At 66.9% G+C, this 25,541-nt stretch carries 23 protein-coding genes; 7 read left to right on the top strand and 16 right to left on the bottom strand.

Annotated features, from left to right (window positions below):
• Window positions 1-172: 172 nt before the first annotated feature.
• The 4 genes from J3A72_RS05755 to ubiE all read right to left on the bottom strand — a co-directional run bounded on the left by J3A72_RS05755 (window position 173) and on the right by ubiE (window position 4,615).
• Complete coding sequence (locus tag J3A72_RS05755) at window positions 173-793, bottom strand: HAD family hydrolase (protein WP_075076655.1); 621 nt, start codon at window positions 791-793, stop codon at window positions 173-175.
• Entirely contained in the window at window positions 793-1,524 is a 732-nt protein-coding gene (locus J3A72_RS05750) for a hypothetical protein (protein ID WP_008265071.1), read from the bottom strand. Before J3A72_RS05750 ends, J3A72_RS05755 begins: the two co-directional genes overlap by 1 nt.
• 127 nt (window positions 1,525-1,651) lie before the next feature.
• On the bottom strand, window positions 1,652-3,580 hold the full coding sequence (locus tag J3A72_RS05745; RefSeq protein WP_075076656.1) for a M1 family metallopeptidase: 1,929 nt from the start codon (window positions 3,578-3,580) through the stop codon (window positions 1,652-1,654).
• A gap of 273 nt (window positions 3,581-3,853) precedes the next feature.
• Window positions 3,854-4,615, bottom strand: a complete 762-nt coding sequence (ubiE, locus tag J3A72_RS05740; protein WP_005411082.1) for a bifunctional demethylmenaquinone methyltransferase/2-methoxy-6-polyprenyl-1,4-benzoquinol methylase UbiE — start codon at window positions 4,613-4,615, stop codon at window positions 3,854-3,856.
• An 80-nt stretch (window positions 4,616-4,695) separates the two neighbouring features.
• Between ubiE and J3A72_RS05735 the strand changes: the two genes are divergently transcribed.
• The 4 genes from J3A72_RS05735 to J3A72_RS05720 all read left to right on the top strand — a co-directional run bounded on the left by J3A72_RS05735 (window position 4,696) and on the right by J3A72_RS05720 (window position 6,509).
• Complete coding sequence (locus J3A72_RS05735; RefSeq protein ID WP_005419409.1) at window positions 4,696-5,148, top strand: nucleoside deaminase; 453 nt, start codon at window positions 4,696-4,698, stop codon at window positions 5,146-5,148.
• 199 nt (window positions 5,149-5,347) lie between these two features.
• Window positions 5,348-5,608 (top strand): hypothetical protein, encoded by a 261-nt coding sequence (locus J3A72_RS05730; protein ID WP_075076657.1) that lies wholly within the window; start codon window positions 5,348-5,350, stop codon window positions 5,606-5,608.
• A 75-nt stretch (window positions 5,609-5,683) separates the two neighbouring features.
• Entirely contained in the window at window positions 5,684-6,019 is a 336-nt protein-coding gene (locus J3A72_RS05725) for a hypothetical protein (RefSeq protein ID WP_005411085.1), read from the top strand.
• Between the two features lie 67 nt (window positions 6,020-6,086).
• Window positions 6,087-6,509, top strand: a complete 423-nt coding sequence (locus J3A72_RS05720) for a low affinity iron permease family protein (RefSeq protein ID WP_032961193.1) — start codon at window positions 6,087-6,089, stop codon at window positions 6,507-6,509.
• Between the two features lie 142 nt (window positions 6,510-6,651).
• Here the strand turns inward: J3A72_RS05720 and smeF are convergent, their stop codons facing one another.
• The 3 genes from smeF to smeD form a co-directional block, all read right to left on the bottom strand.
• On the bottom strand, window positions 6,652-8,052 hold the full coding sequence (gene smeF / locus J3A72_RS05715) for a multidrug efflux RND transporter outer membrane subunit SmeF (RefSeq protein WP_115444190.1): 1,401 nt from the start codon (window positions 8,050-8,052) through the stop codon (window positions 6,652-6,654).
• 92 nt (window positions 8,053-8,144) lie between these two features.
• Window positions 8,145-11,267 (bottom strand): multidrug efflux RND transporter permease subunit SmeE, encoded by a 3,123-nt coding sequence (gene smeE, locus J3A72_RS05710; RefSeq protein ID WP_075076658.1) that lies wholly within the window; start codon window positions 11,265-11,267, stop codon window positions 8,145-8,147.
• A 12-nt stretch (window positions 11,268-11,279) separates the two neighbouring features.
• Complete coding sequence (gene smeD, locus J3A72_RS05705) at window positions 11,280-12,464, bottom strand: multidrug efflux RND transporter periplasmic adaptor subunit SmeD (RefSeq protein ID WP_075076659.1); 1,185 nt, start codon at window positions 12,462-12,464, stop codon at window positions 11,280-11,282.
• 224 nt (window positions 12,465-12,688) lie between these two features.
• Here smeD and smeT point away from each other — a divergent pair, with 224 nt between their 5' ends.
• Both smeT and J3A72_RS05695 read left to right on the top strand, forming a co-directional pair.
• Window positions 12,689-13,348: an efflux transporter SmeDEF transcriptional repressor SmeT gene (gene smeT, locus J3A72_RS05700; protein ID WP_075076660.1), complete on the top strand. Its 660-nt coding sequence runs from the start codon at window positions 12,689-12,691 to the stop codon at window positions 13,346-13,348.
• Window positions 13,349-13,394: 46 nt separating this feature from the next.
• Window positions 13,395-14,387 carry a Gfo/Idh/MocA family oxidoreductase gene (locus J3A72_RS05695; RefSeq protein WP_075076661.1) on the top strand — a complete coding sequence of 331 codons (993 nt, stop codon included), beginning with the start codon at window positions 13,395-13,397 and terminating at the stop codon, window positions 14,385-14,387.
• Window positions 14,388-14,483: 96 nt separating this feature from the next.
• On the opposite strand, the gene hslU is transcribed toward J3A72_RS05695, so the two are convergent.
• From hslU to J3A72_RS05655, 8 genes are all read right to left on the bottom strand, one after another.
• Complete coding sequence (gene hslU, locus J3A72_RS05690; protein WP_075076662.1) at window positions 14,484-15,857, bottom strand: ATP-dependent protease ATPase subunit HslU; 1,374 nt, start codon at window positions 15,855-15,857, stop codon at window positions 14,484-14,486.
• Window positions 15,858-15,960: 103 nt separating this feature from the next.
• Window positions 15,961-16,512: an ATP-dependent protease subunit HslV gene (gene hslV, locus J3A72_RS05685; RefSeq protein ID WP_005411093.1), complete on the bottom strand. Its 552-nt coding sequence runs from the start codon at window positions 16,510-16,512 to the stop codon at window positions 15,961-15,963.
• 85 nt (window positions 16,513-16,597) lie between these two features.
• Window positions 16,598-17,494: a tyrosine recombinase XerC gene (gene xerC, locus J3A72_RS05680; RefSeq protein ID WP_032961202.1), complete on the bottom strand. Its 897-nt coding sequence runs from the start codon at window positions 17,492-17,494 to the stop codon at window positions 16,598-16,600.
• A gap of 16 nt (window positions 17,495-17,510) precedes the next feature.
• A complete protein-coding gene (locus J3A72_RS05675) occupies window positions 17,511-18,185 on the bottom strand; it encodes a DUF484 family protein (RefSeq protein WP_014648463.1) in 675 nt (224 codons plus the stop codon).
• Window positions 18,182-19,033, bottom strand: a complete 852-nt coding sequence (gene dapF, locus J3A72_RS05670) for a diaminopimelate epimerase (protein ID WP_032961204.1) — start codon at window positions 19,031-19,033, stop codon at window positions 18,182-18,184. Before dapF ends, J3A72_RS05675 begins: the two co-directional genes overlap by 4 nt.
• On the bottom strand, window positions 19,026-19,298 hold the full coding sequence (locus tag J3A72_RS05665) for a lipoprotein (RefSeq protein ID WP_014648465.1): 273 nt from the start codon (window positions 19,296-19,298) through the stop codon (window positions 19,026-19,028). The genes dapF and J3A72_RS05665 overlap by 8 nt, the downstream gene beginning before the upstream one ends.
• An 82-nt stretch (window positions 19,299-19,380) precedes the next feature.
• On the bottom strand, window positions 19,381-19,809 hold the full coding sequence (locus J3A72_RS05660; RefSeq protein WP_075076663.1) for a YbaN family protein: 429 nt from the start codon (window positions 19,807-19,809) through the stop codon (window positions 19,381-19,383).
• Between the two features lie 54 nt (window positions 19,810-19,863).
• Window positions 19,864-21,975: a S9 family peptidase gene (locus tag J3A72_RS05655; protein ID WP_014648467.1), complete on the bottom strand. Its 2,112-nt coding sequence runs from the start codon at window positions 21,973-21,975 to the stop codon at window positions 19,864-19,866.
• Window positions 21,976-22,118: 143 nt separating this feature from the next.
• Here J3A72_RS05655 and J3A72_RS05650 point away from each other — a divergent pair, with 143 nt between their 5' ends.
• A complete protein-coding gene (locus J3A72_RS05650; RefSeq protein WP_075076664.1) occupies window positions 22,119-23,312 on the top strand; it encodes a pyridoxal phosphate-dependent aminotransferase in 1,194 nt (397 codons plus the stop codon).
• A gap of 118 nt (window positions 23,313-23,430) precedes the next feature.
• Here J3A72_RS05650 and J3A72_RS05645 read toward each other — a convergent pair whose 3' ends face one another.
• Window positions 23,431-25,527, bottom strand: a complete 2,097-nt coding sequence (locus J3A72_RS05645) for a prolyl oligopeptidase family serine peptidase (protein WP_053495424.1) — start codon at window positions 25,525-25,527, stop codon at window positions 23,431-23,433.
• Window positions 25,528-25,541: the final 14 nt, after the last annotated feature.

Genomic DNA, 25,541 nt, shown 5'->3' with positions numbered 1-25,541 from the left:
CATCGCTCGGTGGGTGTCGACCTGGGTCGACACTGCCGGCCGGCGGCCGGCACTACCGGAACTTCCGACCGACACGTTGCCTGCTCTCTGTGGAGCCGAGCCCATGCTCGGCTTGCGCGCGCCTGCGCGATCTGACCGCAGAGCAGCCGAGCGTGGGCTCGGCTCTACACGGTCATGCGGCCTGCCAGGCCGCCAACAGCGCGCGGCAATCGGCGAAATGCCAGTCGGCACGGCCGGGCCACGGGTTTTCCGGCAGATTGACCAGCACGGTGTGCGTGCCTGCGGCACGGCCGCACTCCAGGTCGTAGGCGTGGTCGCCGACCATCACCGCCTCCCTCGCTGCAATGCCCCAGCGCCGCAGGTGCTGCTGCAGGCCATCCGGCGAGGGCTTGGGCACCGCTTCATCACGGCCGACGATGTCGGCATCATCGAACAGTTCCCCGACCCCGATCGCGTCCAGCGTCAGCTTCGCCAGCGCATGATCGTTGCGGGTCAGGATGCCCAGCCGGCAACCGTCGGCTGCCAGCGCACGCAGCAGCGTCACCGCACCCGGCGCCGGCAGCGCCTCCTCGGCCAGCACACGTTCGTGATCCAGCAGCCACTCACGCTTGGCCTGCGCCGGCGCATCCGGCAACGCTGCGATATGGTCCAGGATGTCCTCCTCGGCCGCGATCTGCAGCGCACGGCGGATCGCGGCGAAATCATGCACGGCGACGGTCAGCGTGCCATCCATGTCGAAGACCCAGTGCCGGATCGCGGACAACGCGTGCACTGCGCTGCCCGTCGCGATCATCACTGCCACCACTGCGGCATGCGACTGGCGTCGACACCGCCGGTCTCGAACACGGCCGTACGCGTGCCGCCAGCCTTGACCGGGAACTCGATGCTGATCGACTTGCCCTTGCGCGCCAGCTTCCACAACGCCTTCTGGTCGGTGATGAACAGGGCGATGGCTTCATCGGTCTTCGGGCGCCAGGCCGCCATCGACACCGGCTTGCCATCGTCCACGGTCACCTTCACCGTGCACTGCGGGCAGCGGAAATCGCCGGCCTGCAGCACCAGGTAAGCGTGCCGCTTCCACTCCGGGTGATCGCGGAACACCAGCTGCACCGGCTTGGCGCCGCTGCCATCCACGTCCACCCGTTCCTTGCTGTAGATCTGCGCCGAAACCTGATTGCCCTTGTTGCCCACCGGGATCTGGTTGTACTGCCACAGCGCCTGCATGCGGCGCAGGTCGCGCGCGGCATCGCCCTTGGCCTTGACCTCGTCGAAGCCCGCGGCGATGCGCTCGGCGGCGGCGGTGTCCTTGTACTGGTCCAGCAGCGAGGCGCCATGCAGGCGCGCGCGTTCCCAGTCCTGCGCGGCCACGGCCATGTCGTACTGCTTGGCCACGTCCTCGGCCTTGGCTTCCTTCTGCGCCTGCACGGCGGCCGCGGCGGCTTCCTGCGCCTTGCGCTCTTCCTCGGGGTTGCTGCAGGCGGCCAGGGCCAGGGTGCAGGCGGTGAGCAGGATCAGTCGTTTCATGGCGGAGGTCCTATGCGAGTGCATCCCGATTCTATCGGCAGCGAAAAGCGGATACAGCAACGGCGGGTTTCCCCGCCGTAGCTGGTGAAGCAGTGACCGGTTGCCGGCCAGCGGCCGGCACCACCGGTTACTTGGCTTCAGCCTTGGCCAGCATGTCCTGGACCGAGGCCGTGGTGATCGGGTGGTAGCCCGGCTTGGCCTTTTCAAAGGCCTGCTTGGCCAGCTCCAGCCCCTTCGGGGTCTTCACCAGTTCGGCGTAGATCGGCAGGATCAGCTTGCGACGGCCGACGCGCTCGATGAACGCGGCAGCACCTTCATTGGCCTGCTCGTAGCCGCTGCGGATCGCCAGCGGGTACCAGCGCATGGCGATCTCGCCATTCGGGGTGCCGGTGAAGTGGAACGCCTTGTCCAGCGTGGCCAGCTTGTCCAGCGGCTGGGTCGCACCCAGGCCGTCGATGAAGCGCACCCATTCCTGCGTGCTCCAGTCGGCGATGACCTGGCTGCTCGGCACGGTGCCGGCGCTGGCGAAGGCAATGCGCGCGGTATCGACGCTGCTGAAGTTGCGCGACTGCGCCTTGGCCGCGAACGCCGGAATGCCCGGCTCGTCCAGCCACGCCTTCAGTTCGGCCTCGGTCACGGCCGAGGGATTCTTCGGCAGCAGGTTCTTCTTCATGTACGCGACGAACTGGTCGGTGTTCGCGCTCTGGAAGGCATGGTCATCGAACCAGCCGCGCAGGAACGGATCGAAGGTCTCGCGGCCGAAGCGCTGCTCCAGGAATTCCAGGAACCACGAACCCTTGACGTAGGCGACCTGGCTGAGGGCTTCGTCGGGGTCACGCTCGTTCAGCGGCGGCAGCGCCAGCGCCTGGTCGGCCGGGCTCATGTCCTTCACTTCGGCCAGCAGGTCGGTCTGGTCGATCTGCTTCTCCATCTCGGCCATCTCCTTGCCGTACAGGGCTTCGGTGATGCGGCCCTGGACGTAGGTGGTGAAGCCTTCATTGAGCCAGATGTCCTTCCAGCTGGCGTTGGTCACCAGGTTGCCCGACCAGCTGTGCGCCAGTTCATGGGCGACCAGCGAGACCAGCGACTTGTCACCGACGATCACGGTCGGGGTGGCGAAGGTCAGGCGCGGATTCTCCATGCCGCCGAACGGGAACGACGGCGGCAGCACCAGCATGTCGTAGCGGCCCCAGCGGTATTCGCCGTAGAGCTTCTCGGCGGCACCGATCATCTTCTCGGTGTCTTCGAATTCCTTGGCCGCCTTGTTGACCATGGTCGGCTCGGCCCAGACACCGGAGCGGCCGGAGATCGGCTCGAACACCAGGTCGCCAGCGGCGATGGCCAGCAGGTAGGACGGAATCGGCTGCGGCATCTTGAAGGTGTAGTCACCGTCACGCGCGGCCTTCGGATCGTTGTCGGCACTCATCAGCACCATCACGTCCGGGCGCGAGACCACGTGCGCGCTGTAGGTGAAACGCACGCTCGGGGTGTCCTGCAGCGGCACCCAGGAACGGGCGTGGATGGCCTGCGACTGGCTGAACATGAAGGGCAGCTTCTTGCCCTCGGTCATCGACGGCGCCAGCCACTGCAGGCCCGAGGCGGTCGGTGCGGTGTGGTAGCTCACTTCCACCTTGGCCGGCTGTTCCGGGGCCTCGATGGTCAGCTTGCTGCCGAACACCTTGTCGACCGGGGCCAGCGCGAACTGCAGCGGGCTGCGTGCGCCATCGGCGGCGACGGCCTCGACCTTGGACACGGTCAGCTCGCGGGTGTCGAGCACCAGCTGCCTGGCGTCCTTCTGCTTCCATTCCAGGGTGTAGGTGGCGGTGCCGCCGATCTGCTTCTGGTCGAAGTCCAGCTTCAGATCCAGCGCGATGTCCTTGATGACGACCTTGTCCGGCTCGGCGTAAGAGCTTTCGTCGTGGCTGCGGTTCTCGGCGTTCACGGGGGCGGCGGGGGCCTTTGCGGCAGTCGGGGCGGCGGCGGGCGCGGCCGCCTCCTGGGAGCAGCCGGCGGCCAGGGCCACGGCCAGCGGAAGGAGCATCAGCGGATTACGCATGAATCGGGACCGTTACGGGGATCAAACCCCAATGGTACCTCCCTCCGGCCGCGCAGGCGTTGCGCGGTGCGGGGTAATGCAGGCCGGGGCCGTTCCTGCGCCTCCTCCGGCGCATGCCAACCAAGGTTGGCATCTACAGGCAGGTGCCCACCTTGGTTGGCACGGATCCATCAACGCACGCGGCAGGCCCGTGCCGACCAAGGTCGGCACCTACCAGAACGGATGACCGCAGCGGGCGAGTACCAACCAAGTTGGCACCCACCAGAGCAGGGCTTACAGCTTGTAGCCGGAGTGGATCGAGACGATGCCGCCGGTCAGGTTCTTGTAGTGGCAGCGCTCGAAGCCGGCCTGCCCCATCATCGCCTTCAGTTCGTCCTGCGGCGGGTGCTTGCGGATGCTCTCGGCCAGGTACTGGTAGCTGTCCGAATCGTTGGCGAACAGCTTGCCCAGCTTGGGCAGGATCTTGAACGAGTGGAAGTCGTAGATCGGCTTGAACCAGTCCGCGGTGACTTCGGAGAATTCCAGCACGCGGGCCTGGCCGCCCACCTTCAGCACGCGGTACATCTCGCGCAGGCCAGCGTCCTTGTCGGTCACGTTGCGCAGGCCGAAGGCAATGGTGACCAGATCGAAGCTGTTGTCCGGGAACGGCAGGGCTTCGGCGTTGCACTGCACGTAGTCCAGGCCGAGCACGAGGCCGCGGTTGGTCAGGCGGTCACGGCCGACCGACAGCATGCCGGCGTTGATGTCGCCCAGCACCACCGAGCCCTCGGCGCCGACGCGCTCCTTCAGCAGGGCGGCGATGTCGCCGGTGCCTCCGGCCAGGTCGAGCACGCGGTCGCCCGGCTTCACCTGCGCGGTGGCCACGTAGTAGCGCTTCCACGCCCGGTGCACGCCCAGGCTCATCAGGTCGTTCATCAGGTCGTAGTTGCGCGCGACCGAGGTGAACACCTGGCCGACCAGCTTCTGCTTGTCCTTGGCGGCGACGTCGCGGAACCCGAAATGGGTGGTACCGGCTTTGTAGGGGGATTCGCTCATGGCCCCGATTATCGCACCGCCGGGGGCCAGCGGCACCCCCTGCCCGTATGATGGCGGGCCACGACTTACCGGAGCCCCGCATGATCACCACGCCCGACTACCAGGCCCTGCTGCAGACCGCCATCGCCGAAGCCCGCCAGGGCCTGGCCGAGGGCGGCGTGCCGATCGGCGCGGCGCTGTACCACAACGACGGCCGCCTGCTCGGCTGCGGCCACAACCGCCGCGTGCAGGAAGGCGACCCGTCGGTGCATGGGGAAACCGACGCCTTCCGCAAGGCCGGCCGCCAGCGCCGTTACCAGGACACCATCATGGTCACCACCCTGGCCCCGTGCTGGTACTGCTCGGGGCTGGTGCGCCAGTTCAACATCGGCACCGTGGTGGTGGGCGAATCGCGCACCTTCCAGGGCGGCATCGACTGGCTGCGCGAAAACGGCGTCAACGTGATCGACCTGGACAACCAGGAATGCGTGGACCTGCTGGGCGATTTCATCAGCCGTCATCCCGACATCTGGAACGAGGACATCGGCGAATGAGCCACGCGCGCTCGTCTCTGCAACACATTTAATGAACGCTTCAGCGCCGGTGCGCCCTTGTGCCGGCGGCCTTTGCGGGCATCGGCGTGACCGCGCGCACAGTCAGCCAGGCCACGCGCACACATTGCGGTAACACCCCACGCGGCTGACACGCCTACGGTGGGGTCACCGGGGCACCCTTTCCCCGGCGGAGCCAGCCATGTGCGCGCACGCCGCACGCCCTACGACAGACCCGATCCTCGATCCGATCCGCGAACGCTTGCAGCAGCAATATGCGCTGCACCGGCGCGGCGCGCCGTTCTGGACTGCCTATCAGCACATGCAACTGGAGCTGGTCCGCCGCCACCCGCTCGACCACGAACGCCTGTGCAATGCGATGGCCACTCTGGCCGAAGACCTCGGTGCGGTCGAACATGCGCAGTTGATCGGCCATGCCAACGCAGGCTCCACATCCCGCTGACGCGGCATGCACCGCCATATACGCCACACTCGGATGAACCCCCACTCCCTTTCCACTCAACCGAACTGGATTGTCATGCACGCTGAAGTCCCCACCATTCCTCCGGTCATCAACGTTGACGCCGAGCTTGACCACTGGCGCCGCCAACATGCCGAAGGCGCACTGCCGCACAACTCGTTCGGCTCGTACGTGCCGTGGATCAAGTTCGCCTGTGATTCGCTGATCACCCAGCCGCGCGCCAGCGAGGCCGAACGTGACGAGATGTTCCAGACCCAATACGCCCTGCAGATCATGCCGCGGCTGAGCGAAGCCCAGGCCCGTGAGTTCGTCGACCGTTGCTGGCAGCACGTCTACCAGAGCAGCCCGGTGCGCAGCCTGCAGGCGCCACGACTGCAGCGCATGCGCGCCTGACCGCCGCTGCACAACCCCTGCACGGGCCACTGCCGATCATCGTCGTCACCTGAGTGGGACGACGACGATGAAAGCACGCAACCTGTTCAATACGATCGCCAAGAAGGCCGCGGCCGCCACCGGCTCGCCGTGGACCTTCCTGGCTGCAGTAGCGATCGTGGTGATCTGGGGCATCAGTGGCCCGGTGTTCGGTTTCAACGACACCTGGCAGCTGGTGATCAACACCGGCACCACCATCATCACCTTCCTGATGGTGTTCCTGATCCAGCACACGCAGAACGCGGATACTGCCGCGATGCAGATCAAGCTGGACGAGCTGATCCGGGCGACGGCCGAAGCCAACAACGAACTGTTGGATCTGGAAGAACTGGATGAAGCGCGCCTGGAAGAGATCCGCGCCGAGTACGAGCAGATGGCGCGCGAAGCCGGCGATGCGCTGGCGCGCGTTCGCGCCTGCCATGCGGCGCGGCGCGACGATGAAGCGGTATAGCAGGCCTCCGAATGACAATGCCGGCCAACGGCCGGCACTACCCTCGATCTCCAGGTAGGTGCCAACCTTGGTTGGCACATGGCCAGCCGCCTGCGCTGACGCATCCGTGCCAACCAAGGTTGGCACCTACCAGAAGCACTGCTTACCCGCGCTCGTGCCAGCCGCCGCCCAGCACCTTGTACAGGGTGATGCGGTTGGCCTGCTGCGCCAGCTGCGCCTGCAGCTGGGTCTGCTGCGCGTTGTAGGCGGTACGCCGCGCGTCAAGCAGGGTGACAAAGCTGTCCAGCCCCGCGTCGTAGCGTGCCTGCGACAGGCGATTGGCCTGTTCGGCCGCTTCCACCAGGCGCTGCTGTGAACTCACCTGCTCATCCAGGCTGACATTCAACGCCAGCGCATCGGCCGTTTCGCGGAATCCCACCTGGATCGACTTCTCGTACTGCGCCAGTGCGATATCACGATCCGCGTTGGCGATGGCCAGGTTGGCGCGCAGCTTGCCGCCCTGGAAGATCGGCAGGGTGATCTTCGGCAGGAAGCTCCACACACGGGTGCCGCTGTCGAACAGGTTGGACAGTTCGCTGGAGCCGCTGCCGATGCTGCCGGTCAGCGAGATGCTCGGGAAGAACGCTGCGCGTGCCGCACCGATGTTGGCATTGGCGGCCAGCAGCTGGTGTTCGGCGGCCATGATGTCCGGGCGCTGCAGCAGCACGTCGCTGGGCAGGCCGGCCGGCGGCGGGGCCAGCGCCAGCAACTGCGGTTCGATGCTGTCCGGCAGCAGTGCCGGATCGAGCTGGCCACCGGCCAGCAGCGCCAGTGCGTTGCGGTCCTGGGCCAGCTGGCCGCGCAGGCGCGCGGCATCGGTGCGTGCGGTCTCGACCAGGGTACGGGTCTGGGTCAGCTCCAGCGCCGAACTGCCGCCGCGTTCGTGGCGGGCCTCGGCCAGGCGCAGCGAATCCTCGTAGGTCTTCAGCGTGGCATCGGCGATCTTCAGCCGCTGCGCATCAGCCCCATAGGTCAGCCACGCGGTGGCGGTCTCGGCCACCAGGCTCAGCTGCGCGTTGCGGCGGTTGGCAGCCACGGCGAAGTACTGCTGCAGCGCCGCCTCGCTGAGGTTGCGCACGCGACCGAACAGGTCCAGCTCGAACTCGGCCACACCCACGCCCGCGCTGAACTGCTCGGTGACACCGGCATCGGTACCACGGCGGTCCATCTGGCCGGTCACGGCCACGCCGGGCACGCGATCGGCGCGCTGCACGCGGTACTGGCCACGCGCGCGCTCGACATTGAGCACGGCCACGCGCAGGTCGCGGTTGTTCTGCAGCGACTGCTCGATCACCTGCTGCAGGCGCGCATCGGTGAAGAAATCGCGCCAGCCGACGGCGGCGACATCGGCCACCTCGCCCTGCGCGGCCTCGGCCGGCCACTGCGCAGGAATCGCCGGAGCGACGGCGGTGTTCTTCGGCGCCAGGGTGGAGCAGCCGGCCAGCGCGAGCGTGGCGGCAATGGAGAGGAACAGGGATGCACTTTTCATGGGGATCACTTCCATCGGTACTGCCGGATGGCAGGAGGCAGTGCCGGCCAGCGGCCGGCACTACCGTTTCGATAACGCCAGCCTGAGGCCGGCATGACCGCTACAGGTCACGTCGTGGATCTGCGCTTGAACACGCGCTGCACCACCACGAAGAACAGCGGCACGAAGAACACGCCGAGCACGGTGCCGACGATCATGCCGCCGAGCACGCCGGTGCCGATCGCCTGCTTGGCGCCGGAGCCGGCACCGGTGGAGATCGCCAGCGGTACCACGCCCATGCCGAAGGCCAGCGAGGTCATCACGATCGGGCGCAGGCGGTCGCGCACGGCGTGCATGATCGACTCGATCAGGCTGGCGCCCTTTTCCAGGTTTTCCTTGGCGAACTCGACGATCAGGATCGCGTTCTTGCTGGTCAGGCCCACCGTGGTCAGCATCGCCACCTGGAAGTAGATGTCGCGCTCCAGGCCCTTGAAGGTGTTGGCCAGCACCGCGCCGAGGATACCCAGCGGGGCCGCCAGCAGCACCGCGGTCGGTACGCTCCAGCTTTCATACATCGCGGCCAGGCACAGGAACACGATCATCAGCGACAGCGTGTACAGCAGCGGCGTCTGCGAGCCGGCCTGGCGTTCCTGGTAGGACATCGCCGTCCATTCGATGCCGAAACCCGCCGGCAGCTGCTTGGCCAGCTGTTCGATCTCGGCCATGGCATCACCGGAGGCGACACCCGGGGCCGGTTCGCCCTGGATTTCCATTGCCGACACACCGTTGTAGCGTTCCAGGCGCGGCGAACCGTAATCCCAGTGCTTGGTAGCGAAGGCGCTGAACGGCACCATCTCACCCTTGTCGTTCTTCACGGACCAGAGATCGAAGTCCTCCGGCACCATGCGGAACGCCTGGTCGGCCTGCACGAACACGCGCTTGACGCGGCCACGATCGACGAAGTCATCGATGTACGAGCTGCCCCACGCGGCTGCCAGCGTGCCGTTGATCTGGTCGATCGACAGTCCCAGCGAGGTCGCCTTGGCCGCGTCGATGTCGATGCGGAACTGCGGCGTGTCTTCCTGGCCGTTCGGGCGTACGTTGGCCAGCTTCTTGCTGCCTGAGGCCAGGCCGAGCAGCTGGTTGCGCGCGGCCACCAGTGCCTCGTGGCCCTGGCCGCTGTTGTCCTTCAGGAAGAAGGTGTAGCCCGAGGCGGTCCCCAGCTCCGGAATGGCCGGCGGCGGGAAGGCGAAGATGAAGGCATCCTTGATCTGGCCCAGGGCCGCCATCGCACGGCCGGTGATCGGCATCACGCCATTGTCGGCGTCACGCTCGCTCCAGTCCTTCAGCTTGACGAACGCCATGCCCGCGTTCTGGCCCATGCCGGCGAAGCTGAAGCCCTGCACGGAGAACACCGAGTCCACCGCATCCTTCTCGTTCTGCAGGAAGTGGTTTTCCAGTGCCGCGATCGATTCCAGCGTGCGTTCCTGGGTGGCACCGACCGGCGCCTGCACCAGCGCCATCAGCACGCCCTGGTCTTCATTGGGCAGGAACGAGCTGGGCAGGCGCACGAACAGCACGCCCATCAGCACGAACAGCGCCGCCACGATGCCCATGAAGCGCCACGGACGGTGGATGATGCCGCGCACGCCGCGCTGGTAGCTTTCGCTGGTGCGGTCGAAGCCACGGTTGAAGCCATTGAAGAAGCGACCGGCCAGGCCACGGTGGGCGACGTGGTGCTCACCCTTCTTCAGCGGCTTGAGCATGGTCGCGCACAGTGCCGGGGTCAGCACGATCGCCACCAGCACCGACAACGCCATCGCAGAGACAATCGTGGCCGAGAACTGCCGATAGATCACGCCGGTGGAGCCGCTCATGAAGGCCATCGGCACGAACACCGCCGACAGCACCAGGCCGATACCCACCAGCGCACCGGTGATCTGGCCCATCGACTTGCGGGTCGCTTCGAGCGGCGACAGCCCTTCCTCGGACATGATGCGCTCGACGTTCTCCACCACCACGATGGCATCGTCCACCAGCAGGCCGATCGCCAGCACCATCGCGAACATGGTCAGCATGTTCACCGAGAAGCCCAGCATCGCCAGCACGCCGAAGGTACCCAGCAGCACCACCGGCACGGCGATGGTCGGGATCAGGGTGGCGCGGAAGTTCTGCAGGAACAGGTACATCACCACGAACACCAGCACGATCGCTTCGATCAGGGTCTGCACCACGCCCTTGATCGACACGCGCACGAACGGGGTGGTGTCGTACGGGATCTCGGCCTTCAGGCCGGCCGGGAAGAAGCCCTTCATGTCTTCCAGCGCGGCATCCACACCGGCCGCGGTATCCAGCGCGTTGGCGCCGGTGGCCAGGGTGACCGCCAGGCCACTGGCCGGCTGGCCGTTGTAGCGGGTGACGAAGTCGTACGACTCGGCACCCAGCTCGACGCGGGCGACATCACCCAGGCGCAGCTCGGCACCGTCCTGCGCACCGCGCACGATGATGTTTCGGAACTGTTCCGGGGTCTGCAGGCGCGACTGCGCGTTGATGGTGGCGTTGAGCTGCTGGCCCTTCACCGACGGCGCACCGCCGAGCTGGCCGATCGCCACCTGGGCGTTCTGCGCCTTGATCGCAGCGGTCACTTCCGGCACCGACAGGCCATAGGTATGCAGCTTGTTCGGGTCCAGCCAGATGCGCATGGCGTACTTGCCACCGAACACCTGGATGTTGCCCACGCCCGGCACGCGGCTCAGGCGGTCGACGACATTGGAACCGACGTAGTCGGCGATGTCGTTGGCGTCCATGCTGCCGTTCTCGGACACGAACGCGATGACGTTCAGGAAGCCCGAGCTGGACTTGGCCACGTTGATGCCCTGCCGCTGCACTTCCTGCGGCAGCAGCGGCATGGCCAGCTGCAGCTTGTTCTGCACCTGCACCTGGGCGATATCCGGGTTGGTGCCGCTCTCGAAGGTCAGGGTGATGGTGGCCTGGCCGTTGGACGAGCTGTTGGAGGAGAAGTAGATCAGGCCATCAAGGCCCTTCATGTTCTGCTCGATGATCTGCGTCACCGAGTCCTCGACCACCTTGGCCGATGCACCCGGGTAGGTGGCGCTGATTTCCACCGCCGGCGGTGCGACGTTGGGGTACATCGAGACCGGCAGCTTGAACAGGGCCAGGCCGCCGGCGAGCATGATGATGATGGCGATCACCCACGCAAAGATGGGTCGATCGATGAAAAAGCGTGCCATGGGGTTCTCCGCTTACTTCGCGTCGCCGGCCGGGGCGGCAGGCTGGGCGGCTGCCGCCGGCCTGGCCGGTGCGTCGCCCTTCTCGGTGGCCTTGACCGGCATGCCGGGGCCGATCTTCTGCAGGCCTTCGACGATGACCTTGTCACCGGCCTTCAGGCCGTCCTCGACCAGCCACTTGTCGCCGACCGTGCGGCTGACCTTGACCGGGCGCACTTCGACCTTGTTGTCCTTGCCGACCACCATCGCGGTGGTGTCGCCCTTCGGGTCGCGGGCGATGCCCTGCATCGGCACCAGCACCGCATCGCTGCGCACGCCACCGCCGATCACCGCACGCACGTACATGCCCGGCATCAGCAGGCCGTCCGGGTTGTCCACCTTCACGCGCAGGCCGAAGCTGCCGGTGGTCGGATCGACGCTGACTTCGGAGAACTCCAGCGTGCCCTTGTGCTCGAAGGTGCTGCCGTCTTCCATCAGGATGCTGACCGGCAGGGTCTGGTTGTCCTGCAGGCGGCCGGCGGCCAGTTCGCGGCGCAGCTGCAGCAGCTCGGCCGAGGACTGGGTCAGGTCGACATAGATCGGGTCCAGCTGCTGCACGGTAGCCAGTGCGTTGGCCTGGCCGGCGCTGACCAGCGCACCCTGGGTGACGCTGGACTTGCCGATGCGGCCGCTGATCGGCGCGGTGATGCGGGCGTAGCCCAGGGTGACGTTGGCCGCATCCAGCGAGGCCTTGGCGGCACCGACGTCGGCCTCGGCCTGCTTCTGCGCGGCGACGGCGTTTTCCAGGTCCTGCTGGCTGACCGCATCGACCTTGGCCAGCTCGGTGATGCGCTTGGCACTCAGGCGCGCGGCATTGGCGGTGGCTTCGGCGCGGGCCAGCTGGGCGCGGGCGTTGTTGGCCTGGGCCCGGTAGCTGGCATCGTCGAGCTGGTACAGCGGCTCGCCGGCCTTGACCATGCCGCCCTCGGTAAACAGGCGCTTGGCCACGATGCCATTGACCTGCGGGCGCACTTCGGCGACCAGGAAGGCATTGGTACGGCCCGGCAGTTCGCGGGTCAGGCCCACGGTCTCGGACTTCAGCGTGACCACGGTGACGTCACCCGGGCCCTGCTCGGGGGCCTGGGGTTGGCCGCCGCAGGCAGCCACGGTCGCGGCGATTGCCAGCGACAGTGCAAAGGGTCGGATTCGGCTCAGCAACATGACGGAAAGGCTCTTGGAGGAAGGAATCTCAGAGGGAGCTGATATCGATGGACGTTCCCCTTCCGGTGAAAGCCCGCAGATCGCGCCCACCCGGGTGGAGTGGGAGCCGGACCGGCCTGCCACGCACACGACGGGAATGATGGGTGCGAAATATACATACATGCTTGTTTGTTTGTAAACCGGTACAATTCAGCCACGTTTCACCCGCACTCGTACCCACACCCATGGCCCGCAAGACCAACGAGGACACCCAGGCAACCCGGGAAGGCATCCTTGACGCCGCCGAAGCCTGCTTCCATGAACACGGCGTGGCCCGTACCACGCTGGAGATGATCGGTGCCCGCGCCGGCTACACCCGTGGCGCGGTCTACTGGCACTTCAAGAACAAGAGCGAGGTGCTGGCCGCCATCGTCGAGCGCGTGCACCTGCCCTTCATGCAGGAACTGGAGCGCACCTCCACCGACCAGCGCGACACCCCGGTGCACGACCTGCGCGCGGTGATGATCCACTCGTTCATCGAGCTGTCCGAGGACGAGCGCCTGCGCAAGACCATGGAGATCATGCTGCGCAGCGATGCGTCGGCGGACACCAGGGTGCTGACCGAAATGCAGCAGGCCGGATTCCGCGATGCGCTGGACCGGATGGAGCGTGCCCTGCGCCGCGCCCGCGATCTGGGCCAGCTGCGCGAGGGCGCCGACCCGAAAATCGCCGCGCGCATGCTGCACGCCACCGTGCTGGGCGTGCTGCACGGCGCGATGGTCGAACCGGAACTGATGGACCTCAAGCGCGATGGCATGCTCGCGCTGGACATGACCCTGGCCGCCTACGTGAAGGATGGTGTGTTCGTTCCCGGCACCGTCCCCGAGCCGCTGCCCGAGGCGTGAACGAGGCTGCTCCCATCACTGCGGCCCCCCCTGCAAGGGCAGATCGATGATCCTGGACAACGTGGTGTGGGGCTTCATCGGGTGTGGCAGCGTCACCGAGAAGAAGAGCGGGCCAGCCCTGGCCAACACGCCGGGCTCACGGGTAGTGGCGGTCATGCGCCGCAATGCCGCATTGGCCGAAGACTATGCACGCCGCCACGCGATTCCGCGCTGGTACGCGGACGCCGATGCACTCATCGCCGATCCGGAGGTGAACGCGGTCTACGTTGCAACACCGCCCTCCACGCACATGCACTACGCATTGCAGGCGATTGCTGCGGGCAAGCCGGTCTACATCGAAAAGCCGATGGCCATGGACCACGACGAGTGCCAGCGCATCATCGCGGCCAGCGCCCGCAGCGGCGTGCCCGTGTTCGTGGCCTACTACCGCCGTGCCCTGCCCCGCTTCGCACAGGTGAAGCAGCTGCTGGACGACAGCGCGATCGGCACAGTGCGCGCCGTGCGCGCCACCCTGCACCGGCCGCATTCAGTGGATGCCGCATCGCCTGACTTCTGGCGGACCAACCCCGCGATCGCCGGCGGCGGGCTGTTCGTCGACCTGGGCTCGCATACCCTGGACCTGCTCGACCATCTGCTGGGGCCGCTGAGCGATGTGCGTGGCCTGGCCAGCTCGTTGACCGGCGCCTACGCCGCCGAGGACAGCGTCTCGATGTGCTTCCGCACCGGGACGGGGACACACGGCATCGCGCAATGGAGCTTCTGCGCGTTCCGCCGCCAGGATCAGATCGAGATCACCGGCGACCGTGGGCAGCTGCGCTTTGCCACCTTCGAGGACGTTCCGGTGGAGCTGGAAACCGAAGCGGGCGTGCAGGCCTTCGACATCCCGAACCCGTCGTCGATCCAGCAGCCGTTGATCGCCTCCCTCGTCGAAGAACTGCGCGGCAACGGGCACTCGCCCTCGAACGGCATCAGCGCCGCCCGCACCAGTGCAGTGATCGACCAGGTGCTGCGGGACTACCGCACCCGGCAATCGCACTGACCGCACAGGAAAAAGGCCACCTTGCGGCGGCCTTTTCTGCTGCAGTGGGCGGGGTCAGCGCCCTCGCCACGGCGAGGGATCCGACCCCACCGGGCATTACAGGATGTAGCGGCTCAGGTCCGGGTCCTGCACCAGCTCACCCAGGTGCTTGTCCACGTAGGCGCTGTCGATGGCCAGGGTTTCGCCGTCGCGGTCCGGTGCCTCGTAGCTGAGCGAATCCAGCAGGCGCTCCAGCACCGTATGCAGGCGACGCGCGCCGATGTTTTCCTGGCGTTCGTTCACCTGGAAAGCGATCTCGGCCAGACGATCAATGGCATCGGCAGTGAAGCTGACCTTGACGCCTTCGGTGGCCAGCAGTGCTTCGTACTGCTTGGTCAGCGCGGCCTTCGGTTCGGTCAGGATGCGCACGAAATCGTTCTTGCTCAGCGCACCCAGCTCCACGCGGATCGGGAAGCGGCCCTGCAGCTCCGGAATCAGGTCGCTGGGCTTGGCCAGATGGAACGCGCCCGACGCGATGAACAGGATGTGGTCGGTCTTGATCGTGCCGTACTTGGTGGACACGTTGGAGCCTTCCACCAACGGCAGCAGGTCGCGCTGCACGCCTTCGCGCGACACGTCACCACCACCCACGTTGTCGCCACGCTTGGCGACCTTGTCGATCTCGTCGATGAAGACGATGCCGTGCTGCTCGCAGGCCTCGATCGCGGCGGTGCGGACGTCGTCCTCGTTGACCAGCTTGCCCGCTTCTTCCTCGATCAGCAGCGGGCGCGCGGCCTTGATGGTCAGCGTGCGCTTGTGCGCCTTGGCGCCGCCGCCGAGGTTGGCGAACATCGACTTCAGCTGCTGGCCCATTTCCTCCATGCCCGGCGGGGTCATGATGTCCATGCTGACGTTGGCGGCAAGGTCGAGTTCGATCTCGCGCTCGTCCAGCTCACCGTTGCGCAGCATCTTGCGGAACTTGATGCGGGTCTCGTTGTCCTGCGCCGACGGCTCGTTGCGGGCGACTTCCGGATCGAAGCCGCTGCCACCGCTGCGGCGCGGCAGCAGCGCATCCAGGATGCGGTCTTCGGCACGCTCTTCGGCCTGGGTGCGTACGCGCACCTTGGCCTGTTCGCGATAGAGCTTGACCGCGGTATCGGCCAGGTCGCGGATGATCTGCTCGACGTCCTTGCCGACGTAGCCGACTTCGGTGAAGCGGGTGGCTTCGACCTTCACGAACGGTGCGTTGGCCAGCGTGGCCAGGCGACGCGCGATCTCGGTCTTGCCGACGCCGGTCGGGCCGATCATCAGGATGTTCTTCGGCATCACTTCATTGCGCAGCTCGGGCACCAGCTGCATGCGGCGCCAGCGGTTGCGCAGGGCGATGGCCACGGCGCGCTTGGCGTCGTGCTGGCCGACGATGTGCCGGTCCAGTTCCTGCACGATCTCGCGCGGGGTCATGGTGGCGGAGGAAACTTCGATCTTCGACATGGATGTGCTCACGGATTCTTTGTCGGTAGTGCCGGCCGCTGGCCGGCAACCAGGCACGCGTGCGGGGGATCATGAGGTTGCCGGCCAGCGGCCGGCGCTACCCTCACAGCTCCTCGACCACCACGTTGCGGTTGGTGTAGATGCAGATGTCGCCGGCGATGCCGATCGCTTCACTGGCGATGGTGCGCGCATCCAGTTCGGTGTGCGCCATCAAGGCGCGTGCGGCCGACAGTGCATACGAGCCACCCGAGCCGATGGCGATGATGCCGTCCTCCGGTTCGATCACATCGCCGGTGCCGCTGATGATCAGCGAGGTTTCCTTGTCGGCCACCGCCAACAGGGCTTCCAGCTTGCCGAGGCGGCGCTCGGTGCGCCAATCCTTGGCCAGTTCGACCGCAGCACGCTGCAGCTGGCCGTGCTTTTCCAGCTTGGCCTCGAACAGCTCGAACAGGGTGAAGGCATCGGCGGCGGCACCGGCGAAGCCGGCCAGCACCTGGCCATCACGACCAAGGCGGCGCACCTTGCGCGCATTGCCCTTCATCACGGTGTGGCCCAGCGTGACCTGGCCGTCGCCGGCAATGGCCACGTGCTCGCCGCGACGGACGCAGACGATGGTGGTGGCGTGGAAAACGTTGGGGTTCTGACTGGGGTCCATGATGCCTCCGGGGTGACAGAACCAGAGGTGGGGACTGCGCTGCGCCCTTCAAGCCACCCGCGACCGGCTGCCGCAGGGGCAACGTTCAGCTTTCTCCGCTGCCCTCGTTGCTGCGTCGACGCTTCGCGCGCGGATGCGCGGCGTCGTAGACCTTGGCCAGGTGCTGGAAATCGAGGTGGGTATAGATCTGCGTGGTGGCGATGTCGGCGTGGCCCAGCAGCTCCTGCACACCGCGCAGGTCGCCGGACGATTCCAGGATGTGGCTGGCGAAACTGTGCCGCAGCATGTGCGGGTGCACGTGCTTGAACAGGCCCTGGCGCTGCGCCAGCTGGCGGATGCGGATCTGCACCGCGCGCTGGCTGATCGGCCCGTTGCGGCCGGGGAACACCGGCGAGGCCGGGCCGCCGCCACTTTCCGCGCGCCACGCCTGCAGCGCTTCGCGCGCCGGCCGGCCGAACGGCACCCGGCGCTGGCGGTTGCCCTTGCCCAGCACGTTCACCAACCCGCTGTCGAAATCCAGATCGCGCCAGGTCAGCGCGCAGACTTCGCTCAGGCGCAGGCCAGAGGAATAGAACAGTTCCAGCAGCGCGCGGTCACGGCGGCCGAGCTCACCCTCCGGCTCCAGCTCGACCAGCTGCACCGCCTCATCGGCGTCGAGGACCTGTGGCAACCGGCGCGGCGCGCGCGGTGCCTTCAGCGTCGCTGCCGGGCTGACCTCGATGCGCCCGTGCTTGAGCAGCCAGGCATAGAAGCTTCGGCAGGCCGACAGGCGCCGCTGCAGGCTCTTGGCCGACAGGCCCCGGCGGTGCTCGTCGGCAACGAACTGGCGCACGGCCTCGGCATCCAGTGCCTCCACCGCCACGCCACGCGGCTCGGCCCAGGCCGACAGCGCGTCCAGGTCGCGGCGGTAGGCGTCGAGCGTATGCGCCGACATCCGCCGCTCCACCTGCAGGTGCTGCAGGAAGGCCTGTACCGCGCTCATCGTCGTCGCAACCTGCTCAGCCCGGGAAGCGCTTCAGGCCAGTGACCAGCGCGTCACCCATCATGCGCAGGAACAACGTCCCCATGCCCGGGTAGAAGCGGTTCGGGTCGTGGCTGCCGACCGCGATCAGGCCCACGCCCGGTAGCGGCAGCAGCGCGGTGGTCTGCACTTCCTCGCTGCGCACGCCGTACAGCACGGCATTCTTTTCCGGCTGCAGGCGGCCGCAGATCGGCTCGCCATCGTTCAGGCAATCGCGGAACGGGCCCAGCTGCGGATCATCCGCGGCAATCACCTGCAGCCAGTCGGCCTGTTCCAGCCCGGCCACTGGCGTGTGCACCACCAGCCGCACCAGGTCGCCGGCGAAGTCTTCCTGCAGCGAGGCGGCCATCGCGCGCAGGGTGTCAGCCGCGTTGTCCTGCTTCATCAGCGCCAGGGTCAGCTGGTGCGTGCGCACCGCCAGCCGCTCATTGACCTGGGCGGTCGCGCCCAGATCGGCCAACCGTCGTGCCAGCTCGCGGTTCTTCTCGCGCAGCACTTCCAGCTGGTAGCTGGCCAGCGACGCGGTCGGGCCGTCGTCACGCGGCACCACCAGGGTCAGGGCCAGGTCCGGGAACTGCTTGAGGAAGCCGGGATGACGCCGCAACCAGGCAGCGACTTCATGGGCCCCGAGCTTGTCGACGGTTTCGGTCATGCGATCCACTCCCCTTCGAAGACGAATGCGGTCGGGCCCGCCATCACCACCGGCTGGCCATCGCCCGGCCACTGGATGCGCAGGTCGCCACCGGGCAGGCTGATGCGGGCATCGCGCTGCAGGCGGCCGCGCTGCATCAGGGTCACCGCGGCGGCACAGGCACCACTGCCGCAGGCCAGCGTCTCGCCGACACCGCGCTCGAACACGCGCAGGCGGGCGTGGGCCGGGCTCATCACCTGGGCGAAGCCCACGTTCACCGAGCGCGGGAACGACGCATGCTGCTGCAGCAGCGCACCGACGCGCTCGACCGGTGCAGCATCGACCAGGCCCACTTCGATCACCGCATGCGGGTTGCCCATCGACACCGCGGCGAAGCGTACGCTCTCGCCCTGCAGCGGCAGCAGGTATTCCTCGCGCGCGTGCGCAAAGCCCATCAGCGGCACGTTGGCCGGCTCGAAGGCGGGCACGCCCATCGTCACCGCAAACTGCCCTTCGCCCAGCACCTTCACTTCATGGCTGGCCAGCGGGCTGTCGATGACGAATGCATCGCCCTGCGCACTGCCCTCGCGCACCAGCCAGGCGGCGATGCAGCGCGCGCCGTTGCCGCACTGCTCGGAATTGGAGCCGTCGGCATTCCAGATGCGGTACGAGGCCACCGAACCGTCCGCACGCGGTGCCTCGATGGTCAGGATCTGGTCGCAGCCAACGCCGGTGTGGCGGTCGGCCAGGCGCGCGGCCAGCTCGGGCGTGGGCGGCGCGGTGCCGTCACGCAGGTCGATCACTACGAAATCATTGCCCGCGCCATGCATCTTGCTGAAACGCAGGGCCCTGGAACCGGCCTTACTCATTCCCGCTGCCCGCCTTCTTCGCGGGCGTGGGCGCCGGCTGGGTGGCCGGTGCGGCCGGCTCCACGGTCGTGGCCGGGGTGCCGCTGCCCTGGGTCTGCGGCGCGGTCGCCTCGGTGGCGGGCTCGGCAGCGGGTTCGACGGTTTCTTCCACCGGCACCGGCTTCTGCGGCAGTACCAGCGGTCCCTTGTTGCCGCAGGCGGCGAGGAGCAGCAGCGAGGCCGCTGCCAGCGGAATCAGGATGGCGTTTCGATGGGGGATCTTCATGCCCCGAGTATAGCCATTGGCGGCTGAGCGGTTGGTGCAGGGAATCGGGTTGCCGGCCAGCGGCCGGCACTACCGCCGGCGCTCAATCCGCGGGCGGTGGTGGCAGCGGCCGCGTCCACAGCCAGATTGCGACCACGGTCATGCTGCCGATCGAGAACCACTTCACCCAGGCGATCGGCACGCACCACAGCATGATGCCGGCGCATACCGCCATGGTGATCGTGGCCATCCACTTGCCGTAGCGGCTAACCGCCCCGTGTGCCTGCCAGTTGGCGATGGCCGGGCCGAAACGCGGATGCTGCAGCAGCCAGGTATGCAGGCGCTCCGAACCGCGCGAGGCGGCCCAGGCCGAGATCAGGATGAATACGGTGGTCGGCAGCCCCGGAACGAAGATGCCGACGATGCCGGTGCCCAGGCTGACGTACGCCAGCAGCCACCATGCCCAGCGGAAACGCACCACGCGCGGCGGCGTGGCGCTATCGCGGGGTGCAGATGGCTCGGGCAGGCTCATGGCCGCAAGGATACCGGTTCGGGGTGCCAGGCAGCGCCCGGCGCCCCTTCGCCGTTACGGCTGGGCGATGCCCAGCTGCTGCAGCACGAACGCGTACGACTCGGACAGTTCGCGGTAGCGCTGGAAGCGCCCCGACTTGCCGCCGTGGCCAGCTTCCATGTTGGTGCGGAACAGGATCGGGTAGTGGCCGGTGTTGTCATCACGCAGCCTGGCCACCCATTTGGCGGGCTCCCAGTACTGCACCTGCGAATCCCACAGGCCGGTACCCACGTACAGCGCCGGGTACGCCTGCTGCTTCACGTTGTCATAGGGCGAGTAGGACAGCATGTAGTCGTAATACGGCTTCTGCTCCGGGTTGCCCCACTCGTCGTATTCGTTGGTGGTCAACGGAATGGTCGGGTCGAGCATGGTGGTGACCACGTCGACGAACGGCACCTGCGCCACCATCACCCGGTAATCCTGCGGCGCCTGGTTGGCCACCGCGCCCATCAGCAGGCCGCCGGCGCTGCCACCGGACGCGGCCACGCGATCCTTCGCCGCCCAGCCCTGTGCTACCAGGCCACGGGTGACGTCGATGAAGTCGTTGAAGGTGTTCTGCTTGTGCAGCAGCTTGCCGTTCTCGTACCAGTCGCGTCCCATCTCCTGGCCGCCACGGATGTGGGCGATGGCATACACCACGCCACGATCAAGCAGGCTGACCGCGGTCTGGTTGAAGTACGGATCCATCGACATGCCGTAGCTGCCGTAGGCGTACTGGAACAGCGCGCCCTTGCCGTCCTTCTGGTAGCCCTTGCGGTAGACCAGCGACACCGGCACCTTCACGCCATCGCGCGCGGTGATCCAGACGCGGTCGGTTTCATACTTCGACGCGTCATAGCCGATCACCGGCTGCACCTTCAGCTGGCGACGCTCGCCGGTGGCGGTGTTCAGCTCGAACACGGTGGTCGGGGTGGTCATCGAGGTGTAGACGTAGCGCAGCCACGGCGTATCGGCCTCGGTGTTATCGCCCAGGCCCATCGAATAGGCCGGCTCGTCGGCCTTCACGTAGTCGCTGCGCCCGTCCTTGAACAGCAGGCGGATGCGCTCCAGGCCCTCGGACCGTTCGGCGATGGCAGTGTACGTGTCGAACAGTTCGAAGCCTTCGATGAAGACCGCATCGTCATGCGCGATCCAATCCTTCCATTGCGCGCGCGAGGTGGCATCGGTCGGTGCGGTGACCAGCTTGAAGTTCTTGGCACCATCATTGGTGCGGATCACCCAGCGGCCGTCATGGTGGTCGGCGTCGTACTCGACATCGCGCTGGCGCGGCGCCAGCACGGTGAAGGTGGTCGGGTCGCTGGCCGGCGCGTAGCGCTCTTCCGAGGACACGGTGCTGTGCACGCCGATGGTGATGAAGCGATCGTCGCGGGTGCGGCCGATGCCCATGTAGAAACTGTCGTCCTTCTCTTCGTAGACGACGGTGTCGGCGCTGGCCGGGGTGCCCAGCACGTGCTTCTTCACGCGCACGGTCAGCAGCGTTTCCGGATCATTCTCGACATACAGCACGGTGCGGTTGTCGTCGGCCCAGACCAGGTCGCCGGAGCTGCCGGTGATCACATCGGGCAGCACCGTGCCGGTGGCCAGGTCCTTGAAGCGGATCGTGTACTGGCGGCGGCCGACGTCATCGTCGGCCCAGGCCAGCAGCTGGTTGTCCTGGCTGACTTCCATCGAGCCGACGCTGAAGTAGCCCTTGCCGGCGGCCATTGCGTTGACGTCCAGCAGGATTTCCTCGGCCGCCTCCATGCTGCCCTTGCGGCGCGCGTGGATGGGGTAATCCTGGCCGGTCTCGAAGCGGCTGTAGTACCAGTAGCCGCGCTCGCGCGCCGGCACGCTGGAATCGTCCTGCTTGATGCGGCCGACGATCTCCTTGTACAGGGTGTCTTCCAGTGGCTTCAGCGGTGCCAGCAGCTGGTCGGCGTAGGCATTCTCGGCCTGCAGGTAGGCCAGCATGTCCTTGTTCTCGCGCTTGTCGTCGCGCAGCCAGTAATAGTCATCGTTGCGGGTCGCGCCGAACGGCGCCTTGACCACGTGCGGATGCTTGGCGGCATCCGGCGGAACGGGCGGCGTGGCGGCGGTAGCAGTCGTGGTCATCAGGCTGGCGAGCAACAGGCAGAGAGTGGACTTCATGAGATAAGGCTCCTGGCGCATCAATGCAATGGTCTTCGACGGGGTCAGATCCCTTTTCCCGAAAAGGGATCTGACCCCAATCTCGGCAATGCGGCAACCCTGCGGAACGTCATGGGTTGCGCCGGCCGGCGTACCATGGGCACATGAGCACCCCGCCCCACACGCCGGGCTACAGCCGGCGCAGCCATGAAATCGCTCCGTTCCACGTGATGTCCCTGCTGGCCCGCGCGCAGGCGCTGGAACAGGCAGGCCACGATGTGATCCACCTGGAAATCGGCGAACCGGACTTCACTACCGCCGAACCCGTCGTGCGTGCCGGCCAGGCCGCACTGGCCGCCGGCCACACCCGCTACACCGCCGCGCGCGGCCTGCCGGCGCTGCGCCAGGCGATCAGCGGTTTCTACCGCAGCCACTATGGGCTGGATGTCGATCCCGAACGCATCCTGGTCACCCCGGGTGGGTCCGGTGCGCTGCTGCTGGCCAGCAGCCTGCTGGTCGATCCCGGCCGCCACTGGCTGCTGGCCGACCCCGGCTACCCCTGCAACCGCCACTTCCTGCGCCTCGTCGAGGGCGGCGCGCAGCTGGTGCCGGTCGGCCCGGACACCGCCTACCAGCTGACCCCTTTGCTGGTGGAACAGCACTGGAATGACGACAGCGTCGGCGCGCTGGTCGCCTCACCGGCCAATCCGACCGGCACCGTGCTGTCCGCCGACGAACTGGCGGCACTGTCGCAGGCCCTGCACGCGCGGGGCGGCCACTTGGTGGTGGACGAGATCTACCACGGCCTGACCTACGGCCTGGATGCGCCCAGCGTGCTGCAGGTGGACGACAGCGCGTTCGTGCTGAACAGTTTTTCCAAGTACTTCGGCATGACCGGCTGGCGGCTGGGCTGGCTGGTGGCACCGCCTGCAGCGGTACCGGACCTGGAAAAGCTGGCGCAGAACCTGTACATCAGCGCCTCCAGCATCGCCCAGCACGCCGCGCTCGCCTGCTTCAGCGAGGAATCAATGGCGATCTTCGAACAGCGCCGTGAAGCGTTCCGCCAACGCCGCGACTTCCTGCTGCCCGCGTTGCGTGAGCTCGGCTTCCGCATTGAAGTCGAGCCGCAGGGCGCGTTCTACCTGTACGCCGATGTCAGCGCGTTCACCGACGACGCGCAGGCGTTCTGCGCGCACTTCCTGGAAACCGAGCACGTGGCGTTCACCCCGGGCCTGGATTTCGGCTTCCATCGCGCCAACCAGCATGTGCGGCTGGCGTATACCCAGCAGGTACCGCGGTTGCAGGAGGCGGTGGCGCGGATCGCGCGCGGGTTGAAGCGTTGGCAGGGATCACGTTGAGGGTTGTGCCGGCCGCTGGCCAGCAACCCGGGAATGCCTGAATGATGCGGTTGCCGGCCAGCGGCCGGCACTACCGGCAAAGAAAAACGCCGCCCTGGGGCGGCGTTTTCCGTTCTGCTTACTTGCCGCCCAACCGCTCCCACAGGAAGCTGTAGGCCAGCGCGGACATATGCGCGGCCTGTGCATTGTTGGCTGCGCCGCCATGGCCCCCTTCGATGTTCTCGTAGTAGGTCACGTCCTTGCCGGCGTCGATCATCTTCGCCGCCATCTTGCGGGCGTGGCCCGGGTGCACGCGGTCATCGCGGGTGGAGGTCGTGAACAGCACCGGCGGGTAGTTCTTCTTCGCGTTGAACAGGTGGTACGGCGAGAAGGTCTTGATGAATTCCCAGTCGCTGGTATCCGGGTTGCCGTACTCGGCCATCCACGAGGCGCCGGCCAACAGGTGGCTGTAGCGCTTCATGTCCAGCAGCGGCACCTGCACCACCACCGCACCGAACAGCTCCGGGTACTGGGTCAGCATGTTGCCGGTCAGCAGGCCACCGTTGCTGCCGCCCTGCACGCCCAGGTGCTTGGCGCTGGTGATCTTGCGCTTGACCAGGTCCCGCGCCACCGCGGCCATGTCTTCATAGGCCTTGTGACGGTTCTGCTTCAGCGCCGCCTGGTGCCAGCGCGGGCCGTACTCGCCGCCGCCGCGGATGTTGGCGACCACGTACACGCCGCCCTTCTCCAGCCAGGCGCGGCCCATGCCACCGGAATAGCTCGGGGTCAGCGAGATCTCGAAACCACCGTAGCCATACAGCAGGGTCGGGTTGGAGCCATCGAGCTTCATCGCCCTGTCGTGCACCACGAAATACGGCACGCGGGTGCCGTCCTTGCTGGTGGCGAAGTGCTGCTCGATCACCTTGCCCTTGGCATCGAAGAAGGCCGGCATGGTCTTCAGCGTTTCCGGTGCCTGGCCGATCTCGGCCAGGGCCAGCGTGGTCGGCGTCAGGTAATCGGTGGCGGTCAGCCACACCGCGTCGCTGTCATTGCTGTCCACCGCAGCCACGCCCAGCGTGCCGAAGGCCGGGGCGCCGACGAAGCGGCTGGTCTGCCAGCCGTCGGCGCCCGGGGTCAGCACCGACAGGCGGTTCTTGACGTCGTCCAGCACATTCAGCACCAGGTGGCTCTTGGTCCAGCTGGCACTGGCCAGCGAGGTGGTCGCGGTCGGGGTGAACAGCACGTCGAAGTCGCGCTTGCCGGCCAGGAAGTCGTCCAGCTTCGTCGCCAGCAGCGAACCGGACGCGTAGGTCTTGCCGCCCACGGTCCACGGATCGCGCAGTTCCAGGGTCAGCCACTGCTTGTGCAAACCCTTCTCGGCCGAGTTCGGCGCGTCGATCTTGGTCAGCGTGCCGTCGTCGCCACGCAGGTAGAGCTCGTTGTTGTAGAACGCCAGGGTGCGGCTGACCAGGTTGCGTTCGAAGCCCGGGGTGTCATCGTGCATCGCCGCGATGTACATGTCCTCCGGCTTGCCTTCGTACACCACGGTGGCCGAGGACATCGGCGTGCCGCGCTTCCACAGCTTGGCCACGCGCGGGTAGCCGGAGGTGGTCATCGAGCCGGCACCGAAGTCGGTGTAGACGAACACGGTGTCGCGATCGACCCAGTTGAGGCCGCCCTTCGACTCCGGACGGAAGAAGCCGTCCTTGATCCAGGTCTTGTTGGCCAGGTCGAACTCACGGGTGACGTCGGCGTCGGCGCCGCCGCGCGACAGCGCGATCAGGCAGCGGCTGTAATCCGGGCGCAGGCAGTCGGCGCCGTGCCAGACCCAGTTCTCGCCCTCGGCCTTGTTCAGTGCATCCAGGTCGAGCACGGTCTCCCACTGCGGCGAGGCCTTGCGGTACTCGGCCAGGGTGGTGCGGCGCCACAGGCCGCGCTCGTGCTGCTGGTCCTTCCAGAAGTTGTAGTAGTAGTCACCGATCTTCTGCACGCCGGGAATCTTGGCGTCGGAGTCGAGCACCTCGCGGATGCTGGTCTCCATCTGCTTGAAGGCCGGGGCCTGCGCCAGGCGCGCCTCGGACCTGGCATTCTGTTCCTTGACCCAGGACAGTGGCTTGTCGCCGGTGACGTCCTCCAGCCAAGCGTAGCGATCGGTGTCTTCAGCGGCCACGGCGGTCCCCACCGAGGCAGCGGTCATCATGCCGGCCAGCAGGCAGGCGGAAGCGAGTCGTGACATTGCAGCTCCAGGCA

This window comes from Stenotrophomonas sp. PvP093, from assembly GCF_017876915.1.
GTDB classification, from domain to species: Bacteria; Pseudomonadota; Gammaproteobacteria; order Xanthomonadales; family Xanthomonadaceae; genus Stenotrophomonas; species Stenotrophomonas muris.
This window is presented reverse-complemented; position numbering and strand designations above follow the sequence as displayed.

Bases quoted from the DNA above. Each gene is read 5' to 3' on its own strand.
- J3A72_RS05755 (WP_075076655.1), bottom strand. From the start codon at position 793: ATGATCGCGACGGGCAGCGCAGTGCACGCGTTGTCCGCGATCCGGCAC.
- J3A72_RS05750 (WP_008265071.1), bottom strand. From the start codon at position 1,524: ATGAAACGACTGATCCTGCTCACCGCCTGCACCCTGGCCCTGGCCGCC.
- J3A72_RS05745 (WP_075076656.1), bottom strand. From the start codon at position 3,580: ATGCGTAATCCGCTGATGCTCCTTCCGCTGGCCGTGGCCCTGGCCGCC.
- ubiE (WP_005411082.1), bottom strand. From the start codon at position 4,615: ATGAGCGAATCCCCCTACAAAGCCGGTACCACCCATTTCGGGTTCCGC.
- J3A72_RS05735 (WP_005419409.1), top strand. From the start codon at position 4,696: ATGATCACCACGCCCGACTACCAGGCCCTGCTGCAGACCGCCATCGCC.
- J3A72_RS05730 (WP_075076657.1), top strand. From the start codon at position 5,348: ATGTGCGCGCACGCCGCACGCCCTACGACAGACCCGATCCTCGATCCG.
- J3A72_RS05725 (WP_005411085.1), top strand. From the start codon at position 5,684: ATGCACGCTGAAGTCCCCACCATTCCTCCGGTCATCAACGTTGACGCC.
- J3A72_RS05720 (WP_032961193.1), top strand. From the start codon at position 6,087: ATGAAAGCACGCAACCTGTTCAATACGATCGCCAAGAAGGCCGCGGCC.
- smeF (WP_115444190.1), bottom strand. From the start codon at position 8,052: ATGGAAGTGATCCCCATGAAAAGTGCATCCCTGTTCCTCTCCATTGCC.
- smeE (WP_075076658.1), bottom strand. From the start codon at position 11,267: ATGGCACGCTTTTTCATCGATCGACCCATCTTTGCGTGGGTGATCGCC.
- smeD (WP_075076659.1), bottom strand. From the start codon at position 12,464: ATGTTGCTGAGCCGAATCCGACCCTTTGCACTGTCGCTGGCAATCGCC.
- smeT (WP_075076660.1), top strand. From the start codon at position 12,689: ATGGCCCGCAAGACCAACGAGGACACCCAGGCAACCCGGGAAGGCATC.
- J3A72_RS05695 (WP_075076661.1), top strand. From the start codon at position 13,395: ATGATCCTGGACAACGTGGTGTGGGGCTTCATCGGGTGTGGCAGCGTC.
- hslU (WP_075076662.1), bottom strand. From the start codon at position 15,857: ATGTCGAAGATCGAAGTTTCCTCCGCCACCATGACCCCGCGCGAGATC.
- hslV (WP_005411093.1), bottom strand. From the start codon at position 16,512: ATGGACCCCAGTCAGAACCCCAACGTTTTCCACGCCACCACCATCGTC.
- xerC (WP_032961202.1), bottom strand. From the start codon at position 17,494: ATGAGCGCGGTACAGGCCTTCCTGCAGCACCTGCAGGTGGAGCGGCGG.
- J3A72_RS05675 (WP_014648463.1), bottom strand. From the start codon at position 18,185: ATGACCGAAACCGTCGACAAGCTCGGGGCCCATGAAGTCGCTGCCTGG.
- dapF (WP_032961204.1), bottom strand. From the start codon at position 19,033: ATGAGTAAGGCCGGTTCCAGGGCCCTGCGTTTCAGCAAGATGCATGGC.
- J3A72_RS05665 (WP_014648465.1), bottom strand. From the start codon at position 19,298: ATGAAGATCCCCCATCGAAACGCCATCCTGATTCCGCTGGCAGCGGCC.
- J3A72_RS05660 (WP_075076663.1), bottom strand. From the start codon at position 19,809: ATGAGCCTGCCCGAGCCATCTGCACCCCGCGATAGCGCCACGCCGCCG.
- J3A72_RS05655 (WP_014648467.1), bottom strand. From the start codon at position 21,975: ATGAAGTCCACTCTCTGCCTGTTGCTCGCCAGCCTGATGACCACGACT.
- J3A72_RS05650 (WP_075076664.1), top strand. From the start codon at position 22,119: ATGAGCACCCCGCCCCACACGCCGGGCTACAGCCGGCGCAGCCATGAA.
- J3A72_RS05645 (WP_053495424.1), bottom strand. From the start codon at position 25,527: ATGTCACGACTCGCTTCCGCCTGCCTGCTGGCCGGCATGATGACCGCT.